Annotated in this window: 23 protein-coding genes; 16 read left to right on the top strand and 7 right to left on the bottom strand. The window is 66.7% G+C overall.

The genetic code is table 11. The features are described from left to right. Nucleotides 1–6 precede the first annotated feature (6 nt). From ACODRX_RS04620 to ACODRX_RS04605, 4 genes are all read right to left on the bottom strand, one after another. On the bottom strand, nt 7–663 hold the full coding sequence (locus ACODRX_RS04620) for a methionine ABC transporter permease (RefSeq protein ID WP_488869826.1): 657 nt from the start codon (nt 661–663) through the stop codon (nt 7–9). After that, entirely contained in the window at nt 644–1,756 is a 1,113-nt protein-coding gene (locus tag ACODRX_RS04615; protein ID WP_488869824.1) for a methionine ABC transporter ATP-binding protein, read from the bottom strand. The genes ACODRX_RS04620 and ACODRX_RS04615 overlap by 20 nt, the downstream gene beginning before the upstream one ends. Nucleotides 1,757–1,761: 5 nt before the next feature. Then, entirely contained in the window at nt 1,762–2,577 is an 816-nt protein-coding gene (locus ACODRX_RS04610) for a MetQ/NlpA family ABC transporter substrate-binding protein (RefSeq protein WP_488869822.1), read from the bottom strand. Between the two features lie 69 nt (nt 2,578–2,646). Continuing rightward, entirely contained in the window at nt 2,647–3,552 is a 906-nt protein-coding gene (locus ACODRX_RS04605; protein ID WP_488869840.1) for a LysR family transcriptional regulator, read from the bottom strand. 107 nt (nt 3,553–3,659) lie between these two features. Here ACODRX_RS04605 and ACODRX_RS04600 point away from each other — a divergent pair, with 107 nt between their 5' ends. The 6 genes from ACODRX_RS04600 to ACODRX_RS04575 all read left to right on the top strand — a co-directional run bounded on the left by ACODRX_RS04600 (nt 3,660) and on the right by ACODRX_RS04575 (nt 9,853). Continuing rightward, nucleotides 3,660–4,838, top strand: a complete 1,179-nt coding sequence (locus ACODRX_RS04600; RefSeq protein WP_488869821.1) for a CaiB/BaiF CoA transferase family protein — start codon at nt 3,660–3,662, stop codon at nt 4,836–4,838. A 17-nt stretch (nt 4,839–4,855) separates the two neighbouring features. Then, on the top strand, nt 4,856–5,314 hold the full coding sequence (locus tag ACODRX_RS04595) for a MaoC family dehydratase (protein ID WP_488869819.1): 459 nt from the start codon (nt 4,856–4,858) through the stop codon (nt 5,312–5,314). Between the two features lie 31 nt (nt 5,315–5,345). Beyond that, a complete protein-coding gene (locus ACODRX_RS04590; protein ID WP_488869817.1) occupies nt 5,346–6,326 on the top strand; it encodes a Bug family tripartite tricarboxylate transporter substrate binding protein in 981 nt (326 codons plus the stop codon). Between the two features lie 120 nt (nt 6,327–6,446). Beyond that, nucleotides 6,447–7,616, top strand: coding sequence for an acyl-CoA dehydrogenase family protein (locus ACODRX_RS04585; RefSeq protein ID WP_488869816.1), 1,170 nt, complete (start codon nt 6,447–6,449; stop codon nt 7,614–7,616). 11 nt (nt 7,617–7,627) lie between these two features. Further along, nucleotides 7,628–8,656 carry an acyl-CoA dehydrogenase family protein gene (locus ACODRX_RS04580; protein WP_488869815.1) on the top strand — a complete coding sequence of 343 codons (1,029 nt, stop codon included), beginning with the start codon at nt 7,628–7,630 and terminating at the stop codon, nt 8,654–8,656. A gap of 105 nt (nt 8,657–8,761) precedes the next feature. Further along, the gene (locus tag ACODRX_RS04575; RefSeq protein ID WP_488869814.1) at nt 8,762–9,853 is read left to right on the top strand and encodes an enoyl-CoA hydratase/isomerase family protein; all 1,092 of its coding nucleotides are present in this window, start codon (nt 8,762–8,764) and stop codon (nt 9,851–9,853) included. A gap of 13 nt (nt 9,854–9,866) precedes the next feature. Here ACODRX_RS04575 and ACODRX_RS04570 read toward each other — a convergent pair whose 3' ends face one another. Beyond that, a complete protein-coding gene (locus ACODRX_RS04570; protein WP_488869813.1) occupies nt 9,867–10,265 on the bottom strand; it encodes a COG4315 family predicted lipoprotein in 399 nt (132 codons plus the stop codon). A gap of 275 nt (nt 10,266–10,540) precedes the next feature. Next, a complete protein-coding gene (smpB, locus tag ACODRX_RS04565) occupies nt 10,541–11,014 on the bottom strand; it encodes an SsrA-binding protein SmpB (RefSeq protein ID WP_488869811.1) in 474 nt (157 codons plus the stop codon). A gap of 68 nt (nt 11,015–11,082) precedes the next feature. Here smpB and ACODRX_RS04560 point away from each other — a divergent pair, with 68 nt between their 5' ends. The 10 genes from ACODRX_RS04560 (at nt 11,083) to ACODRX_RS04515 (ending at nt 19,617) form a co-directional block, all read left to right on the top strand. Continuing rightward, a complete protein-coding gene (locus ACODRX_RS04560) occupies nt 11,083–11,523 on the top strand; it encodes a type II toxin-antitoxin system RatA family toxin (RefSeq protein WP_488869810.1) in 441 nt (146 codons plus the stop codon). After that, nucleotides 11,516–11,857, top strand: coding sequence for an RnfH family protein (locus ACODRX_RS04555; RefSeq protein WP_488869808.1), 342 nt, complete (start codon nt 11,516–11,518; stop codon nt 11,855–11,857). Before ACODRX_RS04560 ends, ACODRX_RS04555 begins: the two co-directional genes overlap by 8 nt. Nucleotides 11,858–11,953: 96 nt before the next feature. Next, nucleotides 11,954–13,429: an IMP dehydrogenase gene (guaB, locus tag ACODRX_RS04550; protein WP_488869807.1), complete on the top strand. Its 1,476-nt coding sequence runs from the start codon at nt 11,954–11,956 to the stop codon at nt 13,427–13,429. Nucleotides 13,430–13,523: 94 nt separating this feature from the next. Further along, on the top strand, nt 13,524–13,784 hold the full coding sequence (locus tag ACODRX_RS04545; protein WP_488869806.1) for a type II toxin-antitoxin system Phd/YefM family antitoxin: 261 nt from the start codon (nt 13,524–13,526) through the stop codon (nt 13,782–13,784). Next, nucleotides 13,781–14,215: a type II toxin-antitoxin system VapC family toxin gene (locus ACODRX_RS04540; RefSeq protein WP_488869805.1), complete on the top strand. Its 435-nt coding sequence runs from the start codon at nt 13,781–13,783 to the stop codon at nt 14,213–14,215. The genes ACODRX_RS04545 and ACODRX_RS04540 overlap by 4 nt, the downstream gene beginning before the upstream one ends. Before the next feature lie 31 nt (nt 14,216–14,246). Then, nucleotides 14,247–15,890 (top strand): glutamine-hydrolyzing GMP synthase, encoded by a 1,644-nt coding sequence (gene guaA, locus ACODRX_RS04535; protein WP_488869804.1) that lies wholly within the window; start codon nt 14,247–14,249, stop codon nt 15,888–15,890. A gap of 301 nt (nt 15,891–16,191) precedes the next feature. After that, nucleotides 16,192–17,448, top strand: a complete 1,257-nt coding sequence (locus ACODRX_RS04530) for a tyrosine-type recombinase/integrase (protein WP_123787438.1) — start codon at nt 16,192–16,194, stop codon at nt 17,446–17,448. Between the two features lie 156 nt (nt 17,449–17,604). Next, nucleotides 17,605–18,426, top strand: coding sequence for a type IV toxin-antitoxin system AbiEi family antitoxin domain-containing protein (locus tag ACODRX_RS04525; RefSeq protein WP_123788133.1), 822 nt, complete (start codon nt 17,605–17,607; stop codon nt 18,424–18,426). Further along, nucleotides 18,410–19,357 carry a nucleotidyl transferase AbiEii/AbiGii toxin family protein gene (locus ACODRX_RS04520; RefSeq protein ID WP_123787439.1) on the top strand — a complete coding sequence of 316 codons (948 nt, stop codon included), beginning with the start codon at nt 18,410–18,412 and terminating at the stop codon, nt 19,355–19,357. Before ACODRX_RS04525 ends, ACODRX_RS04520 begins: the two co-directional genes overlap by 17 nt. Next, nucleotides 19,354–19,617 carry a transcriptional regulator gene (locus ACODRX_RS04515; protein WP_252978771.1) on the top strand — a complete coding sequence of 88 codons (264 nt, stop codon included), beginning with the start codon at nt 19,354–19,356 and terminating at the stop codon, nt 19,615–19,617. The genes ACODRX_RS04520 and ACODRX_RS04515 overlap by 4 nt, the downstream gene beginning before the upstream one ends. A 28-nt stretch (nt 19,618–19,645) precedes the next feature. Here the strand turns inward: ACODRX_RS04515 and ACODRX_RS04510 are convergent, their stop codons facing one another. Next, nucleotides 19,646–20,011, bottom strand: a complete 366-nt coding sequence (locus tag ACODRX_RS04510) for a helix-turn-helix transcriptional regulator (protein ID WP_252978772.1) — start codon at nt 20,009–20,011, stop codon at nt 19,646–19,648. Nucleotides 20,012–20,028: the final 17 nt, after the last annotated feature.

Below are 20,028 nucleotides of genomic sequence, written 5' to 3'. Positions count from 1 at the left end.
CGCAGCTCAATGCCGGTGGTCCGCCCGCCGCGCCAGCCATTCGCCGGCCAGTTGCAGCAGCGACACCAGCGCCACCAGGATCACGATCACCTCGAACATCACGCGGGTTTCGTAGCGTTCGTAGCCGTAGCGGATGGCCAGGTCGCCCAGCCCGCCGGCGCCAACCGCGCCGGCCATGGCCGAGGCGTTGACCATGGCGATCACGCTGACGGTGATGCCGCCGATGATGCCGGGCAGGGCCTCGGGCAGCAGCACGTGGCGCACGATGTGCCAGCGCTTGCAGCCCATGGCGCGGGCGGCCTCCACCAGGCCCCGGTCCACCTCCTGCAGGCTCACCTGCGCGATGCGGGCGAAGAAGGGGATGAGGTTGACCGATAGCGGCACCACCGCGGCCCAGGTGCCGAGCGTGGTGCCGACGATGGCGCGGGTCACCGGCAGCAGCGCCACCAGCAAGATGATGAAGGGCACGGCGCGGAAGACGTTGACCGTGATGGACAGTGCCTTGTGCAGGCGCGGCCGCGCATATAGCCCGCGCGGCGCCGTCACGCTGAGCACCACGGCCAGCAGCAGCCCGGCGGCGATGGCGATGGCCGCCGACACCCCCACCATGAGCAGCGTCTGGGCCAGGGCCTGCAGGTATTTTTCAAGCGGCGCTGCGGACATAGCCCACCACCTCCAGCTGGTCGGCGCCGATGCGCTGGCGCAGCGGCTCCAGGCCTGCCGCGCCGCCCGCCACGGCGGACGCCGGCATCGACACCAGCAGCCGGCCCAGGGCGTGGCCGCGGATGCGGTCGAGCCCGCCATGCAGCAGCGTCGCGCTCGGGCCCAGCGCGGCCAGCGCCTGCAGCGGCAGGCCCGCCGCATGGCGCACGCCGTCGAAGCCCAGGCGCAGCACCGCCTGGGTGGCATGCGCGTCGGGCATGGCCTGCAGCGCGCGGGCCAGCTCGGGCGGAAAGTCTTCGCGCAGCGGCTGCAGCAGGGCTTGCGTGGCGGCGGCCTGCGGGGCGGCAAAGACCTGCCAGACCTCGCCCAGCTCCTGCATCTCGCCGCGGTCCAGTACCAGCACCCGGTCGCATACCGCGCGGATCACGGCCATGTCGTGCGTGATGAGCACGATGGTCAGGCCCAGCTTGCGGTTGATGTCGCGCAGCAGCGCGAGGATGGACTGCGTGGTTTGCGGATCGAGTGCGGACGTGGCCTCGTCGCACAGCAGCACCTCGGGCTCGTGCACCAGCGCGCGGGCGATGCCCACGCGCTGCTTCTGGCCGCCCGAGAGCCTGGCCGGGTAGGCCTGGGCCTTGTCGGCCAGGCCTACCAGGTGCAGCAGCTCGTCCACCCGCTGCTTGACCAGCGCCGGGCGCACGCCTGCCACCCGCAGCGGCAGCGCGATGTTCTCGAACACCGTCTTGGCCGACAGCAGGTTGAAGTGCTGGAAGATCATGCCTACCTTGCGGCGCAGTGCCACCAGCGCGTCTTCGCCGAGCGTTGCGGGGTCGACGCCGTGGATGGACACGCGCCCCTGCGTTGGCGGCTCCAGCGCATTGATGGTGCGCAGCAGCGTGGACTTGCCCGCGCCGCTGCGGCCGATGATGCCGAACACCTCGGCGGGGCGGATGTCGAAGCTCAGGCTTTTGAGCGCATGCACCTGCGCGCTTGGCGCGCCCGGCGCGTTGGCGCTGGCGGCGGGGTAGGATTTGCCCACCCCGTCGAACACGATGTGCGGCGCGAGCCGCACTGCTGGAGGCATGGTGGTCATGGACGTCAGAATGCCGGGATCACCGAGCCCTGGTACCTGGATTGGATGAACTGCCGCACCGGCTCCGACTGGTAGGCCGCGACCAGCGGCTTGACCCAGGGGGCCTGCGCGTCCTTGGCGTGCACGGCGATGATGTTCACATAGGGGTTGCGCTCGCGCCTTTCCACCGCGATGCCGTCGCGCGTGGCGATCAGCCCGGCCTGGTAGGCGAAGGTGTTGACGATCGCCGAGGTGTCGAGGTCGTCGAGCGAGCGGCTGAGCACCACCGAGGCGGCCTCCACCAGCTGTACCTTGCGGCGGTAGGCGGTGATGTCCGCCAGGCCCGCCGTGCCCTTGAACGGGTCGAAATCGGGCCGCAGCTCCAGCAGCCCGTGGTCGCGCAGTACCACCAGCGCGCGGGTCTGGTTGCTCGGGTCGTTGGGGATGCCGATGCGCGCGCCTTCGGGCAGCTCGGCCAGGCGCTTGTACTTCTTCGAGTAGAAGGCAATCGGCGAGATATAGGTGTCGCCCGCCGAGACGAGCTGGTAGCCGCGCTGCTGGTTCTGGTCGCGCAGGAAGGGAATGTGCTGGAAGGAGTTGGCCTCCAGGTCGCCGTTGTTCAGCGCCTCGTTGGGGCTGGCGGCGCCGGAGATGACCACCGGCGCAACGCGCAGGCCCCGGTCCTTGGCGACCCGGGTCACCACTTCCCAGATTTCCTCGTCCACGCCGCCGCGCACCCCCACGCGAAGGGTCTGCGCTGCCGCCGCGAGCGCGCCGGTGGGCGGCAGGCCGGCTGCCAGCACGAGGCTAGCGGCGTTGCGCAAGAAGGTTCTTTTTTCCATGGCTGGGGGCTTTCGCTGCTGAGATGCCCGCAGTATCGAAGCGCCCCCAGGGCCGGACAACAAAGCTTTTCAGGTATGCAAATGCGCCTGCTGCATATCGGTGAGTATCTGGCGCAGCTGGCGCGCGGTGGCCGGCTGCTTGCGGGGATGCAGCGCCAGCGCAATGCCGATCGGCGGCAGCACATGGGCGTCCGACAGGCTGCGGAACACCACGTTCGGCGCCGCCGCCTTGGTAACCACCGCCGGCACCAGCGCCACGCCCAGCCCCGCGCCCACCAGGCTGACCAGGGTTTGCGCCTGCACCGCCTGCTGCTTGATCTGCGGCATGAAGCCGGCGTTCTGGCAGGCCAGCATCACCAGCGCATGCAGCCCCGGCACCTCGCCGGCGCGGTAGGTCACGAAGGGCTCGCCGGCCAGCTCGCGCAGCGCCAGCGCGGGCTGGTGGGCGAGCGGATTGGCCGCGGGCAGCGCGGCGACCAGCGTATCCTTTTCGATGGGCACGATGTCCAGCCCGGTGGCCTCGGACACCGGGTAGCGCAGCAGGCCGGCATCGAAATCGCCGCTGGCCACGCGCATGCCGATCTCGCGCGTGGTGGATTCGGTCAACACCAGGTCGATGGCCGGAAAGCGGCTGCGGAAGATGGGCACCAGCGCCGGAATCATCGAGAACGTGGCCGAGCCGATGAAGCCGATGTGCAGCCGCCCGCGCTCGCCCGCCGCGGTGGCCTGCGACACCGCCTGCACCTGGCCGGCATGGTGCAGCGCGAGCCTGGCGCTCTCCAGCGCGGCGACGCCGGCGGCGCTCAGGCTGGTGCCGCGCCGGTCGCGCTCGAACAGCTGCACGCCCAGGCTGTCCTCGAGCTTGCGTATCGATTGCGACAGCGGCGGCTGCGACATGTGCAGCTGCTCCGCCGCCTGGCGGTAGTTCAGGGTTTCCGCCAGGGTCACGAACTGGCGCAGCTGGCGCAGTTCGATTGATATATTGGACATATCAGTCGAGATGGAAATAGTCATAGACCTGAATGTGAAACATATCAAATAATGCGGTTTCAGGCCAGGGCGCTGGCTCATGGCAAGTACCTATGGAGACGCAATTGGGACCCCTATCAGGCGTGCGGGTGCTGGATTTGTCCAGCGTGGTGTTCGGCCCGCTGGCCAGCCAGGTGCTGGCGGACTACGGCGCCGAGGTCATCAAGATCGAGCCGCCCGGCGGCGATTCCACGCGCCATACGGGCCCTGCGGCCGAGCCGGGCATGGCGGCCATGTTCCTGGGCTGCAACCGCAGCAAGAAAAGCGTGGTGCTCGACCTGAAGCAGCCCGCTGCGCAAGCGGCGCTGCAGGCGCTGCTGGCCACGGCCGATGTGTTCATGCACAGCATGCGGCCGCAAAAGCTCGCCCGGCTGGGGCTGGACCAGGCCAGCCTGCGCAGCCGCTATCCGCGCCTGGTCTATGCCGGCCTGCATGGTTTTGGCGAGGACGGCCCCTATGCCGGCATGCCGGCCTATGACGACGTGATCCAGGGCATGAGCGGCCTGGCCGATCTGATGCAGCGCCAGACCGGCGAGGCCCGCTACCTGCCGACGATCGCGGCCGACAAGACCTGCGCCCTGGTGGGTGCGCACGCCATCTTGGCGGCGCTGTTCGCCCGCGAGCGCACGGGGCAGGGCTGCTTCGTCGAGATCCCGATGTACGAGACCATGGTGGGCTTCAACCTGGTCGAGCATTTCTACGGCATGCATTTCACGCCGCCGCTGAGCGGCGCGGGCTATCCGCGCGTGATGGCGCCCTGGCGCAAGCCCTACAAGACGCTGGACGGCCATGTCTGCATGATGCCCTACACCGATGCGCACTGGCGCCGTTTCTTCGACGCGGTGGGCCAGAGCGAGCTGGCGCGCGACGCGCGCTTTGCCGACCAGGCCAGCCGCACCCGGCATATCGCCGAGCTGCTCGAAATTTTGAGCCAGCAGGTGCAAAAGCATGCGACCCGCTACTGGCTGCAGACCTGCGAGCGCCTGGAGATCCCCGCCGCCCCGGTGGCGCGCATGGACGATCTGCCGCAGGATCCGCACCTGCAGGCCACCGGCTTCTTCGCCAGCGTGGCCGACCCGGCCATGGGCGAGCTGCGCTTCCCACGCTCGTCGGTGCGCTTCGACGGCGCGCAGGCGCCGATCTCCATGCCGCCGCGCCTGGGCCAGCACACGGCCGAGCTGCTGCGCGAGGCGGGCCTGGGCGATGCGGCCATCTCCCAACTCCAAGCCTGACAGGAGCGATGAGCAAGATGAATGACATCCCCCGCATGGGCCAGGGCGTGTACTGGCAGGAGCTGCAGGTGGGCCAGCGCTGGCGCACCTTCCGCCGCACCATCACCGAGACCGACCTGGTCAACTTCATCAACACCACCGGCATGCTCGAGGCCATCTTCATCGATGCCGGGTACGAGGGCGCCGCCATGCAGGGCCGCGCCGTGCCGGGCGCGCTGACCTATACCTTCATCGAGGGCTTCATCCTGCAGAGCATGATCCAGGGCACGGGCCTGGCCATGCTGGAGCTGCACCAGAAGATCCTCGCGCCGGTGCTGGTGGGCGATAGCATCGACGCGGTGGTCGAGGTCACCGGCGTGCGGCCCACCTCCAAGGGCAACCGGGCGGTGGTCACCTCGCTGATCACGGTGTCCAACCAGCGCAGCGAGCCGGTGATGGAATACACCGCCGTGCGCCTGCTGGCCGGTAAACCCTGAAAAAATACACCAACATATTGGAGACAAAAACATGACCCATCGCATCTGCCGCCGCCTGGCCACCGCCGGGCTGTTCACCCTGGCGGCGTTCGCTGCCATCCCGGCCCTGGCCGCGGACTGGCCCGCCAAGCCGATCACGCTGGTGGTGCCGTTTCCGCCCGGCGGGCCGACCGACATGGTGGCGCGCGTGCTGGCGCAAAGCGTGGGCGAGCAGCTCGGCCAGTCGGTGGTGGTGGACAACAAGCCCGGCGCCAACGGCAACATCGGCAATGCCTTCGTGGCCAAGGCCGCGCCGGACGGCTATACGGTGCTGTACAACACCTCGTCGATCGCGCTCAGCCCCTCGCTGTACAAGAAGCTGAGCTACGACCTGAACAAGGATCTGGCGCCGGTGGCGCTCACCGCGGTGGTGCCGCTGGGCCTGGTGGTCAACCCCAAGCTGCCGGTGAAGACGGTGGCCGAGCTGGCCGAGTACGCCAAGAAGCACCCCGGCAAGCTGTCGTACGGCTCGGCGGGCAATGGCAACGTCACCCACCTGGCGGCCTTCCAGGTGGTGCAGCACTTTGGCATCGAGGCCAGCCATGTCCCCTACAAGGGCAGCGCGCCGGCCGACGTGGACCTGGTGGCCGGGCAGATCGACTTCATGACCGATACCATCAACTCGGTGGCGCCCTTCATCAAGGACGGCAAGCTGCGGCTGCTGGCGGTGTCCACCGCCCAGCGGATCGCGAATTTTCCGCAGGCGCCCACGCTGGCCGAAAGCGGCATGCAAGGCTTCGAGGCCGGCGCCTGGCAGGGCGTGATGGTGCCGGCGCAGACGCCGCAGCCGGTGGTCGCGCGCCTGAACCAGGCCTTCGTGCAGGCGCTCAAGGACCCCGCGGTGCTGGAGAAGCTGCGCGTGCAGGGCACCGAGCCGCTGGGCTCCAGCCCGGCGGAGTATGGCGCCTACATCCGCAAGGAACTGCAGCGCTGGGCCTCGGTGGTCAAGAGCACCGGCGTGTCACTGGATTGATATTGAAAAAAACATAGCTGCCAGCGCTTTATATGTATGGTTTTCAGATATAAAACTATTTGAAAATCAATGCAGTAGCGCGCAGGAAGCTATATTTTAAGATTGAGAAAGGCAAGCTAGATGTCTGTTCTGGACTCCTTGGCGCTTACGCGCATTCCCGCTGAGGGCGAAGCGCTGCGCGCCGAGATACGTGCATTCCTGCAGAGCACGGTCACGCAGATCCCGGCGCATGTGCGCGCCAAGTCCTGGGGCGGCTACAGCCCCGAATTCAGCCGCGCGCTGGGCGCCAAGGGCTGGCTGGGCATGACCTTTCCCAAGGCCTACGGCGGCAGCGAGATGGGGCCGTTCGCGCGCTACGTGCTGGCCGAGGAGCTGCTGAACTTCGGCGCGCCCGTGGGCTCGCACTGGATCGCCGACCGCCAGAGCGCGCCGCTGATCCTGAAGTACGGCACCGAGGCGCAGAAGCAGCGCTACGTGCCCGGCGTGGCGCGCGGCGAAACCTATATGTGCATCGGCATGAGCGAGCCCGGCGCCGGCTCGGACCTGGCCAGCGTCAAGACCCGCGCGATGCCGGGCGAGCACGGCTTCGTGCTCAACGGCCAGAAGATCTGGACCACCAATGCCCACCACTGCCACTACATGATCGCGCTGGTGCGCACCTCTGGCTCCAGCGAAGACCGGCACAAGGGCTTGTCGCAGGTGATCGTCGACCTCAAGCTGCCCGGCGTGACGGTGCGGCCCATCGAAGACCTGTCGGGCGACAGCCACTTCTGCGAGGTCTTCTTCGACAACGTGCAGCTCGCGCCCGATGCGCTGATCGGCGCCGAGGGCCAGGGCTGGGAGCAGGTGACGGCCGAGCTCACCTTCGAGCGCAGCGGGCCCGAGCGGCTGTTCTCCAGCATCGTGCTGTTCGACGAATGGCTGGCCTTTTTGCGCAGCGAGCAGGCGCCGCGCGCCGAATCGCTCAAACTCGCGGGCCAGGTCTTCACGCGGCTGGCGCCGCTGCGCGCCATGTCGGTGGCGGTGCAGGAAAAGCTGGTGCAGGGCCACAGCCCCATCGTCGAGGCCGCACTGGTCAAGGACCAGGGCACGGTGCTGGAGCAGACCATCGCCACCGCCATCGCCGACGACGTGATGTCGCGCGAGGCCGATGACAGCGCCGCGCAGCTGCCCGCCGAGCTGCTGCGCACGCTCAACTATGTGAGCCTGGTGGCGCCCAGCTTCACGCTGCGCGGCGGCACGCGCAGTATCCTGCGCGGCATGATCGCGCGCGGCCTTGGATTGCGTTGATGGAGCAGGACATGGATCATTTGATAGTGGATGCGGTGCGTGGCCTGCTGGCCGGCCAATGCACGCCCGATGCGGTGCGTGCGATCGAGGCGGAGGCTGCAGGAGCGCAGGCCGTGCAGTTGCGGCAGGCGATTAGCGATTCGGGCTTTGCCGACCTGCTGGTGGCCGAGGAGGCCGGCGGCGCCGGGCTGGCGCTGCGCGAGGTGTTCGCGGTGCTCGAGCTGCTGGGCCAGTACGCGCTGCCGCTGCCGCTGGCCGAAACCATGCTGGCGCGCGCCTGGTGCGCTCAGCAGGGCGTGGCCGCCCCTGACGGCGCGGATGGCGCGAACGGCCTGGTGGCCTTCGCGCCGCAGGCCGTGCTGTCGGCGCACGAGCTGCGGGCGCCCGCGGTGCGCGGCGCCCGTTGCGCCGCCTGGGTGCTGGCCGCGGCGGGCGGCGAATGGCGCCTGCTGCCGGTGGACCAGGCCCAGGCCGCGCCGGGCATCTTTGCGCTCGACGCCGAGCTGCGCTGGCCGCGCGCGGTGTGGGATGGCGCACAGGCGCTGCCCGCGCTGGCGGACCTGCACACCGCGCAAGCGGGCCTGTACGCGGCCCTGCTGGCCGGCGCCTTGCAAAGCGTATTCCAGAGCACATTGCAGTTCGCCAACGAGCGCCAGCAGTTCGGCCGTCCGATCGGCAAGTTCCAGGCCATCCAGCACGAGCTGGCCATCATGGCCGAGCATGTCTCGTCGGCGCGCATGGCGGCGCAGATTGGCTGCGAATCGGCGGATGTGCAGTTCGACCCGCTCAAGGTCGCGGTGGCCAAGGCTCGCGCCAGCGAGGCGGCGGTGGAGGTGGCGTCGCTGGCCCATTCCATCCATGGCGCCATCGGCTTCACCGCCGAGTTCGACTTGCAGCTGTTCACCCGCCGCCTGCACCTGTGGCGCCAGACCGCCGGGGCAGAATCGTTCTGGCAGCTGCGCGCCGGCCAGGCGCTGGTGGCGCACCAGGGCATGACGCTGGATCTGATCCGCCAGGTGACGGACCCTATCGCCGCCTGAGGCAGCGACGTCGGCGTAAAAAGTCACCGGCGTGTCCGCCGCCATGCCGCGTTTTCGGCTATGGTTCGCGCTGTCTCAGACATAAGGAAATCAGGAGCTACTCGCATGAACCAGAACGCAGAAGTGCAAGCCCAGGTGCGGGGCCGCGTCGGCATGATCACCTTGAACCGCCCCAAGGCGCTCAATGCGCTGTCGCTGTCCATGGTGCGCGAGCTGATGGCGGTGCTGCGCGCCTGGCAGCACGACGATGCGGTGCTGGCGGTGGCGATCCGCGGCTCGAACAAGGCGGGCGTGTTCGGCGCGTTCTGCGCGGGCGGCGATATCCGCTTCCTGCACCAGGCGGGCAGCCAGGGCAATCCGCAGCTGGAGGATTTCTTTACCGAGGAATACGCGCTCAACCACCTGATCCACAGTTTCGGCAAACCCTACATCGCCTTCATGGACGGCATCGTCATGGGCGGCGGCATGGGCATCAGCCAGGGCGGCACGCTGCGCATCGCGACCGAGCGCACGAAGATGGCCATGCCCGAGACGCTGATCGGTCTGTTCCCCGATGTGGGCGGCGGCTACTTCCTCTCGCGCTGCCCCGGCCATGTGGGCGAATGGCTGGCGCTGACCGGCCAGGCCATAGCCGCCGGCGACGCGATCCGCTTTGGCCTGGCCGACGGCTACCTGCCGGCACAGCGCCAGCAGGCGGTGTGGGACGGCCTGGCGCAGGGCGGCTTCGCCAGCGGCGCCGAGGCCGAGGCCTGGGCGCGCTCGCAGCTGGAGCCGGCGCCCGAGGCGCAGACCGTGGCGCTTGACGAGATCGAGCGCTTCTTCGCGCTCGATTCAGTGCCGGCCATCATCCAGGCGCTGGAAGGCGCCGGCAGCGACTTTGCCCGGCAGACGGCGGCCGCGCTGCGCGCCCGCTCGCCGCTGATGCTGCACGTGGTGCTGGAGCAGATCCGCCGTGCGCGCAGCATGCCGCTGGCCGACGACCTGCGCATGGAGCGCGACATGGTGCGCCACTGCTTCTACCTGCGCCCGGGCCAGAGCGAGACCATCGAAGGCATACGCGCGCTGGCGGTCGACAAGGACCACAGCCCGCGCTGGAGCCCGGCGCACATCGAGGAGGTGAGCGATGCCATGTGGCAGGCCTTCTTCGCCAGCCCCTGGCCGGCCCATGCCCACCCGCTGGCACAGCTGCGGGATTGAGGCGGATCCGACCTCAGGGCTTCACCGTTTTCCACAGGCCGCCGGCCATGCCGTCGCCCAGCTTGTCGCCGGGCTTGCCATCCTTGGCGAAGTAGTACAGCGGCTGGCCCTTGTAGGCCCATTGGCGGGTATTGTCGGTACGAGCGATGATGCTGTAGTCGCCCACGGGCTGGGCGGAGGCCGCCACGGTCAGCGGCGGCCAGTTGGTGGCGCACTGGCTGTAGCAGGCCGAGGTGCCGCTGCCCGCGACGTCCTTGCCAAAGACATACAGCGTGCGGCCGTCGGGCCCGATCAAGGTGCCGTCGGCGGCGCGCGTGGGCGTGCTGGCCTTGGGGCCCGAGCTGAATACGCTGCAGCCCGCCAGCAGCGTGGCGGACAGGGTGATGGCCAAAATGGGGAGCTTGCTGTTCATGAAAGGGCCTCCTTGTCAGTGGACGAACCCTTTGAATGTAGGCAGGCGCGCCACCCGCCGGTGTCGGACATGGGCCCGACATGGGTTGTGACCCCTTAGATCCAGGCCTTTCAAGGTGTTGTGCCGTAGTGAGTGCCCATGGCACTGCAGGCAGTTGAGCGTTGAGGGTTTTGCGTTGAGCGTGAAAGCCGCAAAACCCTCAACGCACAACGCTCAACCTCTTGGTCATGTACAGGGCGCCTGTTTAATGTTCAAGACCTTGAACGGAATGGTTCTTAGCGGTTGCGGCTCTTCATCGCGCGCTCCACCTCGCGCTTACCCTCGCGGTCCCGGATCACGTCGCGCTTGTCGTGCTCGGCCTTGCCCTTGGCGAGCGCGACCTCGCACTTGGCGATGCCGTTCTTCCAATACAGGTTGGTGGGCACCAGGGTGTAGCCCTTTTGCTCCACCTTGCCGATCAGGCGGCGGATCTCGTCCTTGTGCATCAGCAGCTTCTTGAGCCGGGCGGAGTCGGGGCTGACATGGGTGGAGGCGGTCTTGAGCGGGTTGATCTGGCAGCCGATCAGGTACAGCTCGCCGTCCTTGATGACCACATAGCCGTCGGTCAGCTGCGCCTTGCCTTCGCGCAGCGCCTTCACCTCCCAGCCGTGCAGCACGATGCCGGCCTCATGGCGCTCTTCGAAAAAATAGTTGAACGCTGCCTTCTTGTTATCCGCAATGCGCGCGTTGGAATTGTTTGTCTTGGCCATAATCCGCAATGTTAGGCCCAAAAGGCGGAATCCAAGGCGTATCGGCCGGCAAAACGAATACAAGCTGCATGAAGACTGTCCAAAAATCCGTGCTGATCTGGTACAGCCCCCAGGAAATGTTCAACCTGGTGGCCGATGTGCCCCAATACCCCGAGTTCCTGCCCTGGTGCGACTTTGCCCGCGTGCTCGAGCAGCATGCCGACGGCGTCACCGCCGAGGTCGGCATGTCGCTGGGCGGGCTGAAGAAGTCCTTCGTCACCCGCAACACCTATGTGCCCGGCGAGCAGCTGCGCATGCAGCTGGTGAAGGGGCCGTTCTCGCAGCTGGAGGGCATATGGTGCTTTTTGCCGGTGGGCGACGGCTCGCAGCGCGCCTGCCGGGTGGAGCTGAACCTGAGCTACGGCTTCAGCAGCGGGGCGCTGGCGGTGCTGGTGGGCCCTGTATTCGACAAGATCGCGGCGAGCATGGTCGATGCCTTCATCCAGCGCGCCGAAAAAATTTATGGCTGAGGCCACCATACGGGTCGAACTGGTCTGGGCCGACGACGCCGGCCAGGCGCAGTCGAGAGTGCTGGTATTGCCCTTGGACTGCACGATCGAGGCCGCGCTGCGGCTGGCCGCATGCGAAGGCCATGGCGCCGCGCCGCCGCCGGGCCTGCCCGCCGGCGTGTGGGGCCAGCGCCGGCCGGTGCAGGCGGTGCTGGCTGACGGCGACAGGCTGGAGCTGTACCGCCCGCTCAAGGTCGATCCCAAGCTCGCCCGGCGCGAGCGCTTTGCGCGGCAGGGCGCCCGCGCCACGGGGCTGTTCGCCAAGCGCAGGCCCGAGGCCAAGTCGGGATACTGAAAAAAGGAAACCCAACCGGGTGCAGTAGCTGCAGTAGGCCTGCGCGCAGCGCGATTTTTGCGAAAGACGGTAGAATCCTTTTTTTGGAGCTTACACATGCGCCTGATTGGAAAAGCGCTCACCTTCGACGATGTCTTGCTGGTGCCCGCCTACTCCCAAGTCCTGCCCAAGGACACGTCTCTCAAAACCAAATTCTCCCGCAACATCTCGCTGAATCTGCCGCTGATATCGGCCGCCATGGACACGGTGACCGAGGCGCGGCTGGCCATTGCCATCGCGCAAGAGGGCGGCATGGGCATCGTGCACAAGAACCTCACCGCCGAGCAGCAGGCGGCCGAGGTCTCGAAGGTCAAGCGCCATGAGTCCGGCGTGGTGCTCGATCCGGTGGTCATCACTCCCGAGCACACGGTGCTGCAGGTGCTGCAGCTGTCCGAGGAGCGCGGCATCTCGGGCTTTCCGGTGTGCGACGGCGGCAAGGTCGTGGGCATCGTCACCAGCCGCGACCTGCGCTTTGAGACGCGCTACGACGTCAAGGTGCGCGAGATCATGACGCCGCGCGAGAAGCTCATCACCGTCAACGAGCGCGACGAGATCACGCCCGAGGCCGCCAAGGCGCTGCTCAACAAGCACAAGCTCGAACGCCTGCTGGTGGTCAACGACGCCTTCGAGCTCAAGGGCCTGATCACCGTCAAGGACATCACCAAGCAGACCACCTTCCCGAACGCTGCCCGCGACAAGTCGGGTTCGCTGCGCGTGGGCGCGGCGGTGGGCGTGGGCGCCGGCACCGAAGAGCGCGTGGAGCTGCTGGTCAAGGCCGGCGTGGATGCGATCATCGTCGATACCGCCCACGGCCACAGCAAGGGCGTGATCGAGCGCGTGCGCTGGGTCAAGCAGAACTTCCCGCAGGTCGACGTGGTGGGCGGCAATATCGCCACTGGCGCCGCTGCGCTGGCGCTGGCCGAAGTGGGGGCCGATGCGGTCAAGGTCGGCATCGGCCCGGGCTCCATCTGCACCACCCGCATCGTGGCGGGCGTGGGCGTGCCGCAGATCATGGCCATCGACAGCGTGGCCCAGGCGCTCAAGGGCACGGGCGTGCCGCTGATCGCCGACGGCGGCATCCGCTTCTCGGGCGACATCGCCAAGGCGCTGGCCGCCGGTGCATCCACGGTGATGATGGGCGGCATGTTCGCCGGCACCGAGGAAGCGCCCGGCGAGGTCATCCTGTACCAGGGCCGCTCGTACAAGAGCTACCGCGGCATGGGCTCGATCGGCGCCATGCAGCAGGGCTCGGCCGACCGCTACTTCCAGGAGGCCACCACCGGCAACCCGAACGCGGACAAGCTGGTGCCCGAGGGCATCGAGGGCCGCGTGCCCTACAAGGGCTCGATGGTCTCCATCGTCTACCAGATGGCGGGCGGCGTGCGGGCCTCCATGGGCTATTGCGGCTGCGCCACCATCGAAGAGATGAACAACAAGGCCGAGTTCGTGGAGATCACCGCCGCCGGCATCCGCGAGTCGCATGTGCACGATGTGCAGATCACCAAGGAAGCGCCGAACTACCGCGCGGACTGATCATCGCAAATCTGGCCAGATTGTCTGAATCTGGTCTTAATGTTAGAATCTGGCCTGAATTTGATTTCAGGCCAGATTTTTTTATTTTCCAGCCATGCAATCCGTCGGCATCTACGAAGCCAAGACCCGCTTTTCCGCCCTGATCGAACTGGTCGAGCAGGGCGAAGAGGTGCGCATCACCCGCCACGGCAAGGAAGTGGTGCGCATGCTGCCGGTGCGCCGCCGCCCGGTGATCACCGACGAGCAGATCGCCCGCGAGCTGGCGCAGATCCAGGCGCTGCAGGCCACGGTGCGCCGAGGCCAGGCGCCCGACGCCACCGCCAGGCTGCGCCACGCCGGCCGGAGCCAGGCATGAGCGCATTCGTGCTCGATGCCTCGGTCACCGCCGCCTGGCTGCTGCCCGATGCCGCCAGTCGGCACACCCAGCGCCTCTACGCCCGCATCCGCCGCGACGAGGTGGAGCCGCAGGCGCCCAACCTCTGGCAGTGGGAATGCGGCAACCTGATCGCATCGGGCGTCAACAGCGGCCGCATTCCGCACGGCTCGGTCGAAGGGCTGTGGGGCGTGCTCGAAGCCATCCGCCACCGCGTGGAGCTGCACGAGCTGGCCGTGGCGCAGCACAAGGCCGTGCTCGATGTGGCGCTGGATAGCGGCCTGCCGATCTACGACGCCGCCTACCTGTGGCTGGCGCAGTCGCTGCGCCTGCCGCTGGCCACCTTTGACGAGGCCCAGATCGCCGCCGCCCGCAGGCGCGGCATGGCGCTGCTGGCGCCCGAAGATTTCTGATTCCAACCATCCACCCTTGCCCTAGACCACCATGCAACACGACAAGATCCTCATTCTTGACTTTGGCTCCCAAGTCACCCAGCTGATCGCCCGCCGCGTGCGCGAGGCCCATGTGTATTGCGAGGTCCACCCCTGCGACGTGAGTAGCGACTGGGTGCGCGAGTTTGCCGCCGACGGCCGCTTGAAGGGCGTGATCCTCTCGGGCAGCCATGCCAGCGTCTACGAGGTGGACGACCGGGCGCCCGACGCGGTGTTCGAGCTGGGCATTCCGGTGCTGGGCATCTGCTACGGCATGCAGACCATGGCCAACCAGCTGGGCGGCAAGGTCGAGGGCTCGAACACCCGCGAATTCGGCTATGCCGAGGTGCGCGCGCACGGCCACACCAAGCTGCTGGAGGGCATAGAGGACTTCGCCACGGCCGAAGGCCACGGCATGCTCAAGGTCTGGATGAGCCATGGCGACAAGGTCACCGCGTTACCGCCGGGCTTCAAGGTCATGGCCTCCACGCCGTCCTGCCCCATCGCCGGCATGGCCGACGAGGCGCGCCGCTTCTACGCCGTGCAGTTCCACCCCGAGGTCACGCACACCGTGCAGGGCGCGGCGCTGCTGGGCCGCTTCGTCAAGGACATCTGCGCTGCCGCGCCCGACTGGATCATGGGCAACTACATCGAAGAGGCGGTGCAGAAGATCCGCGAGCAGGTGGGCGACGAAGAGGTCATCCTCGGTCTGTCGGGCGGCGTGGATTCGAGCGTGGCCGCCGCGCTCATCCACCGCGCCATCGGCGACCAGCTCACCTGCGTGTTCGTCGATCACGGCCTGCTGCGCCTGAACGAGGGCGACATGGTGATGGAGATGTTCGAAGGCAAGCTGCACGCCAAGGTCATCCGCGTGGATGCCAGCGAGCTATTCCTGGGCAAGCTGGCCGGCGTGAGCGAGCCCGAGGCCAAGCGCAAGATCATCGGCGGCCTGTTCGTCGATGTGTTCAAGGCCGAAGCCGCCAAGCTCAAGGCCGGCGATGCAGGCGGAAATGGAAATGACGGCCGCCCGGCCGTCAAGGGCGCCACCTTCCTGGCCCAGGGCACGATCTACCCCGACGTCATCGAATCGGGCGGGGCCAAGAGCAAGAAGGCGGTCACCATCAAGAGCCACCACAACGTCGGCGGCCTGCCCGAGCAGCTGGGCCTGAAGCTGCTGGAGCCGCTGCGCGACCTGTTCAAGGATGAAGTGCGCGAACTCGGCGTGGCCCTGGGCCTGCCGCGCGAGATGGTCTACCGCCATCCCTTCCCGGGCCCGGGCCTGGGCGTGCGCATTTTGGGCGAAGTCAAGAAGGAATATGCAGACCTGCTGCGCCGTGCCGATGCCATCTTTATCGAAGAGCTGCGCAACTTCAAGGACGAGGCGAGCGGCAAGACTTGGTACGACCTCACTAGCCAGGCCTTCACCGTCTTCCTGCCGGTCAAGAGCGTGGGCGTGATGGGCGACGGCCGCACCTACGACTACGTGGTCGCGCTGCGCGCGGTGCAGACCAGCGACTTCATGACCGCCGACTGGGCCGAGCTGCCCTACGCGCTGCTGAAGAAGGTGTCTTCGAGAATCATCAATGAAGTCCGCGGCATCAACCGTGTCGCCTACGACGTGAGCAGCAAGCCGCCAGCGACGATTGAGTGGGAGTGAAATCGAGTCCTTCGGGGACTATCGCCAGTTATCGAAAAACTGCCGTAACGTGTTGATTTAAAAGAAAATACGTCACGACAGCTATCGGTGGCTATCGCCGGCCAGCAAAACGGGTTGACGGTAGAGTTGACGGTAAGAACCGAAGGTCTGATTAAGACCCTCCCGTTTACTATTGAGACCAAACCGGTCTTTGACGGTAAAACGCTCCCCTGGAAAGCTTGTTTCATGCGGCTTTCCGGGCATCGACGGGTCTCCTGACCCCTGACGGTAAAAGCCGTCACGAAACAGGAGGAAAACCTCGATGCTTACCGACACAGCACTGCGCAACCTGAAGCCTAAGTCATTGACTTATAAGGTTTCTGACCGGGATGGGATGTACGTGACGGTATCGCCTGCCGGTACCGTCACCTTCCGCTACGATTACCGTCTCAACGGGCGCCGTGAGACCCTGACCATCGGCCGCTATGGCTCTGGCGGCATCTCGCTGGCTCTGGCCCGCGAAAAGCTGCTCGACGCCAAGAAGGCCGTCGCTGCGGGCCGCTCCCCGGCATTGGAGAAGCAGCGCGAGAAGCGCCGGCTGACCGCAGCCAAGAACTTCGGCGATGTAGCGCTCAAGTGGCTGGCGGACGCCAAGATGGCCGACAGCACGCGCGCGATGCGCAAGCATGTCGTGGACCGCGACATCCTGCCGGTGTTCAGGAGCCGGCTGCTCAACGAAATCACGGCCGATGACCTGCGGGCCTTGTGCAACAAGGTGAAGGCGCGCGGCGCTCCTGCCACTGCGGTGCATGTCCGCGACATCGTGAAGCAGGTCTATGCGTTTGCCATCCTGCACGGGGAGAGAGTGGACAACCCGGCCAACGACGTGGCGGCCGCCTCGATCGCCACATTCGTGCCGAAGGACCGCGCGCTGTCGCCGGTCGAGATCCGGCTGGCGTTCCACCAGTTGGAGTCCATTGCGACATACCCGACGATCCGCCTGGCGCTGCGGATGGTCCTGCTGACCCTGGTGCGCAAGAGCGAGTTGATCGAGGCCACCTGGAGCGAGATCGACTTCGAGAACGCGACCTGGACGATCCCGAAGCAGCGCATGAAGGGGCGCAACCCTCACGTGGTCTATCTGTCTCGGCAGGCGCTGGACATCCTCGTGGCGTTGCACACCTGCGCGGCGGGCTCGAAGTTCGTGCTGCCCTCGCGCTATGAACCAACCCGTTGCATGTCGCATGCAACCTTGAACCGCGTGACCCAGCTCATCGCGTCGCGGGCCCAGGCCGCAGGCCTGCCGCTGGAGCCTTTCACGGTGCATGACCTTCGCCGCACGGGCTCGACGCTGCTCAACGAAGTGGGCTTCAACGGCGACTGGATCGAGAAGTGCTTGGCACACGAGGAAGGGCGCTCCTCGCGCTCAATCTACAACAAGGCCGAGTACGCTGAGCAGCGGCGGCACATGCTGCAGGAGTGGGCGGACATGGTCGATGCCTGGATCGATGGGCGCACCCATGTGCCGAAGCTGCTGCCGGAGAACACATCGGTCCCGGTTCTCAGCGCAGCTTTGTGAAGGGAGGGCCGCATGATGACCCTATCGAGACTCTCTCTCGGCGACGAGTGCAAGGTTTGCTGGCATGGCGAAAAGATCACTCTGAGTGATCCTTTGTGGCCCTTATCAAACTGGCCTATCTTGGCGAAGGTTTATAAATCTGTTATTTTGAGCACTATGGATGCTCAAAATTCAGGAAAACTGAACCGTTTGCTGGCCGAGCTGGGGGATACCCGCCTGGTGTCCAGCCGCTGGCTCCGGGCGCACGGCTACTCCAATAGCCTTGTGGCGCGCTATGTGGGCAGCGGCTGGCTGGTGTCGCCGGCGCGTGGTGTCTACATGCGCAGAGGCGGGCGGCTGCAATGGGATGGTGTGGTCCGCAGCCTGCAGGTCGGCGAGGGCATGCCGCTGCACCTCGGGGGACGCTTCGCGCTCGGCCTGCAGGGCCACGAGCACTACCTGCGCCTGGGCGATGCCGGGACGATCACGCTGTATGGGCCGCAGCAACTGCCGGGCTGGGTGGGCAAGCTTTCACTGGAGCAACGCTTCGAGTACCAGGGCAAGGGTCCGCTCGATCTCCCGGCCGTGCCTGTCACTGCGGAAGTCTCCGAGAAGGCGTTGTCGGAAGCGGGCCTAGCTTGGCATTCAGCAGCACCTGGGACCGATGCGCTGGTCTGCTCGACGCCCGAGCGGGCCATGCTGGAACTGTGCGACAGCGTGTCGGATGCGGCAGGGGTCTACGAGGCCGATGCGCTGATGCAGGCCATGACCACGCTGCGGCCGCAGCGGGTCGGCCTGCTGTTGCGCCACTGTCGCAGCATCAAGGCGAAGCGGCTGTTCCTGGCCCTGGCCGAGCGCCATCGGCATGCATGGCTGTCGCACGTGCCCCTGGAGGGCGTTGATCTCGGCCGTGGCAAACGCGCGCTGGTGCCCGGCGGGCGCCTGCATCCGACCTACCAGATCACTTTGCCGGGGGACCTCGATGAGCACCTGGCTTGACCATTGGGACCAGCGCTACACGGACCGCGTGCGGCTGCTGGTCGAGATCCTGCCGGTGTTGGCTTCGGAGCCGGGCTTTGCGCTCAAGGGCGGCACGGCCATCAACCTGTTCGAGCACGATCTGCCGCGCCTGTCGGTAGACATCGATCTGGCCTGGTTGCCGGTACACGGCTATGCCGAAGATGCGAAGCTGATTGCTGACGCGTTGGGGCGACTGGCCAATACGCTGCGCGCCCGGCCTCTGCAATTACAGGTCCACGCCTCGGCGGGCGAGGGTGGGGTGGTCACCCGGCTGGTGGCCAGTCGCGGCCGTGCGCGCGTGCAGATAGAGACGACGCCGGTCATGCGCGGCGCGGTGCATCCGGTGCGAACCATGGTCGTGCGGCCACGGGTGGAAGAGGCCTTCGGCTTTGCCGAGGTGCAGGTGCTGGCGTTCGCTGATCTCTATGCCGGCAAGCTGGCGGCGGCGCTGTCGCGCCAGCATCCGCGCGATCTTTTCGACGTGGGCCTGCTGCTGCAAGATGAACGAGCGGACGAAGTGCTCTGGCGCACCTTCCTTGTTTACCTGACGTGCAGCCCCAAGCCAGCCTGGGAGATGCTGTCGCCGCGCGTGCCGGGGGATTTCGAGGCCACCTTCGAGGCCCACTTCAAGGGGATGACATCCGAGCCTATCAGCGTGGCTGCCTTGCTGGAAAACCGCGAGCGCCTGTTGGCGCGCGTAGCGCATTGGCTGGATGGTCCGTCGCGCGCCCTTCTGCAATCCGTCGAGGATGAGAAGCCGGATTTCAGTTTGATCGGATTGGCCGATGCGGTCGGCCTGCCGGGTGTGCGGCGCAAGCTGCACAACCTTGCGCAGCGCACGGCCGCCAAGCGTGCAGCAGATCGCCAGCAGCTTGACGAAACGCTCGCGCGGATCGCAGGAGCTAGATGACGAAGGAGGTTGACGCGATGGTTCACGATTTCATACTGGTCTATGCGCTGGACTCGGGCGTGGGGTCGCAGGAGGATGTTCTTCGCGAGTTGGCGGATAGCGATTGCGCCGATGCCACGGTGGGCTGGGGACGGCCGGGTCATGTCGGCCTGGCTTTCAGCAGGGAAGCGAGCGACCGCGATGCTGCAGTCACGCTTGCAACGCTGCAAATGGCACAGGCGCTGCCGGGGGCGGTACTGGTCCGGGTTGATGCCGCGTAGCCGCTGCAGGCATTTGATGGTGACTTCATCATCGAACAGGGCGGTGCCGGCGCAGCCTCACGTCCGGTCCGCTGGGCGAGTTAGTCTTCCCTGATCGAGAGGCTTGCTTGCGGTCTTCGATCCAGGCTTCGACTTCTTCCAGGTCCCAGACGACGCAACGGGAGGTGAGGTGGAAGCGACGGGGAAATTCGCCGCGCTGTTCCATTTCGTAGATCGTCGTCTCGGCGAGGGGGACGATTTGGTGCAGTTCGGGACGTCGGATGGTGCGACGAAAGGGGAGAGGGCTGCGCTGCGGAAACTGGGGTAGGGCCTCGTAAGCTTCGGTGCCTGGCAAGGGAAGCGACTGGTGGGCGTGGGTGCCGGTCGCATGAGATGCTTGTCGTAGCTTTTCCACCTCGAACTCCAAGAACT

The organism is Comamonas sp. FG99 (assembly GCF_057808605.1).
The sequence above is the reverse complement of the archived record's forward strand: the minus strand, read 5'-3'. Positions and strand labels throughout refer to the sequence as shown.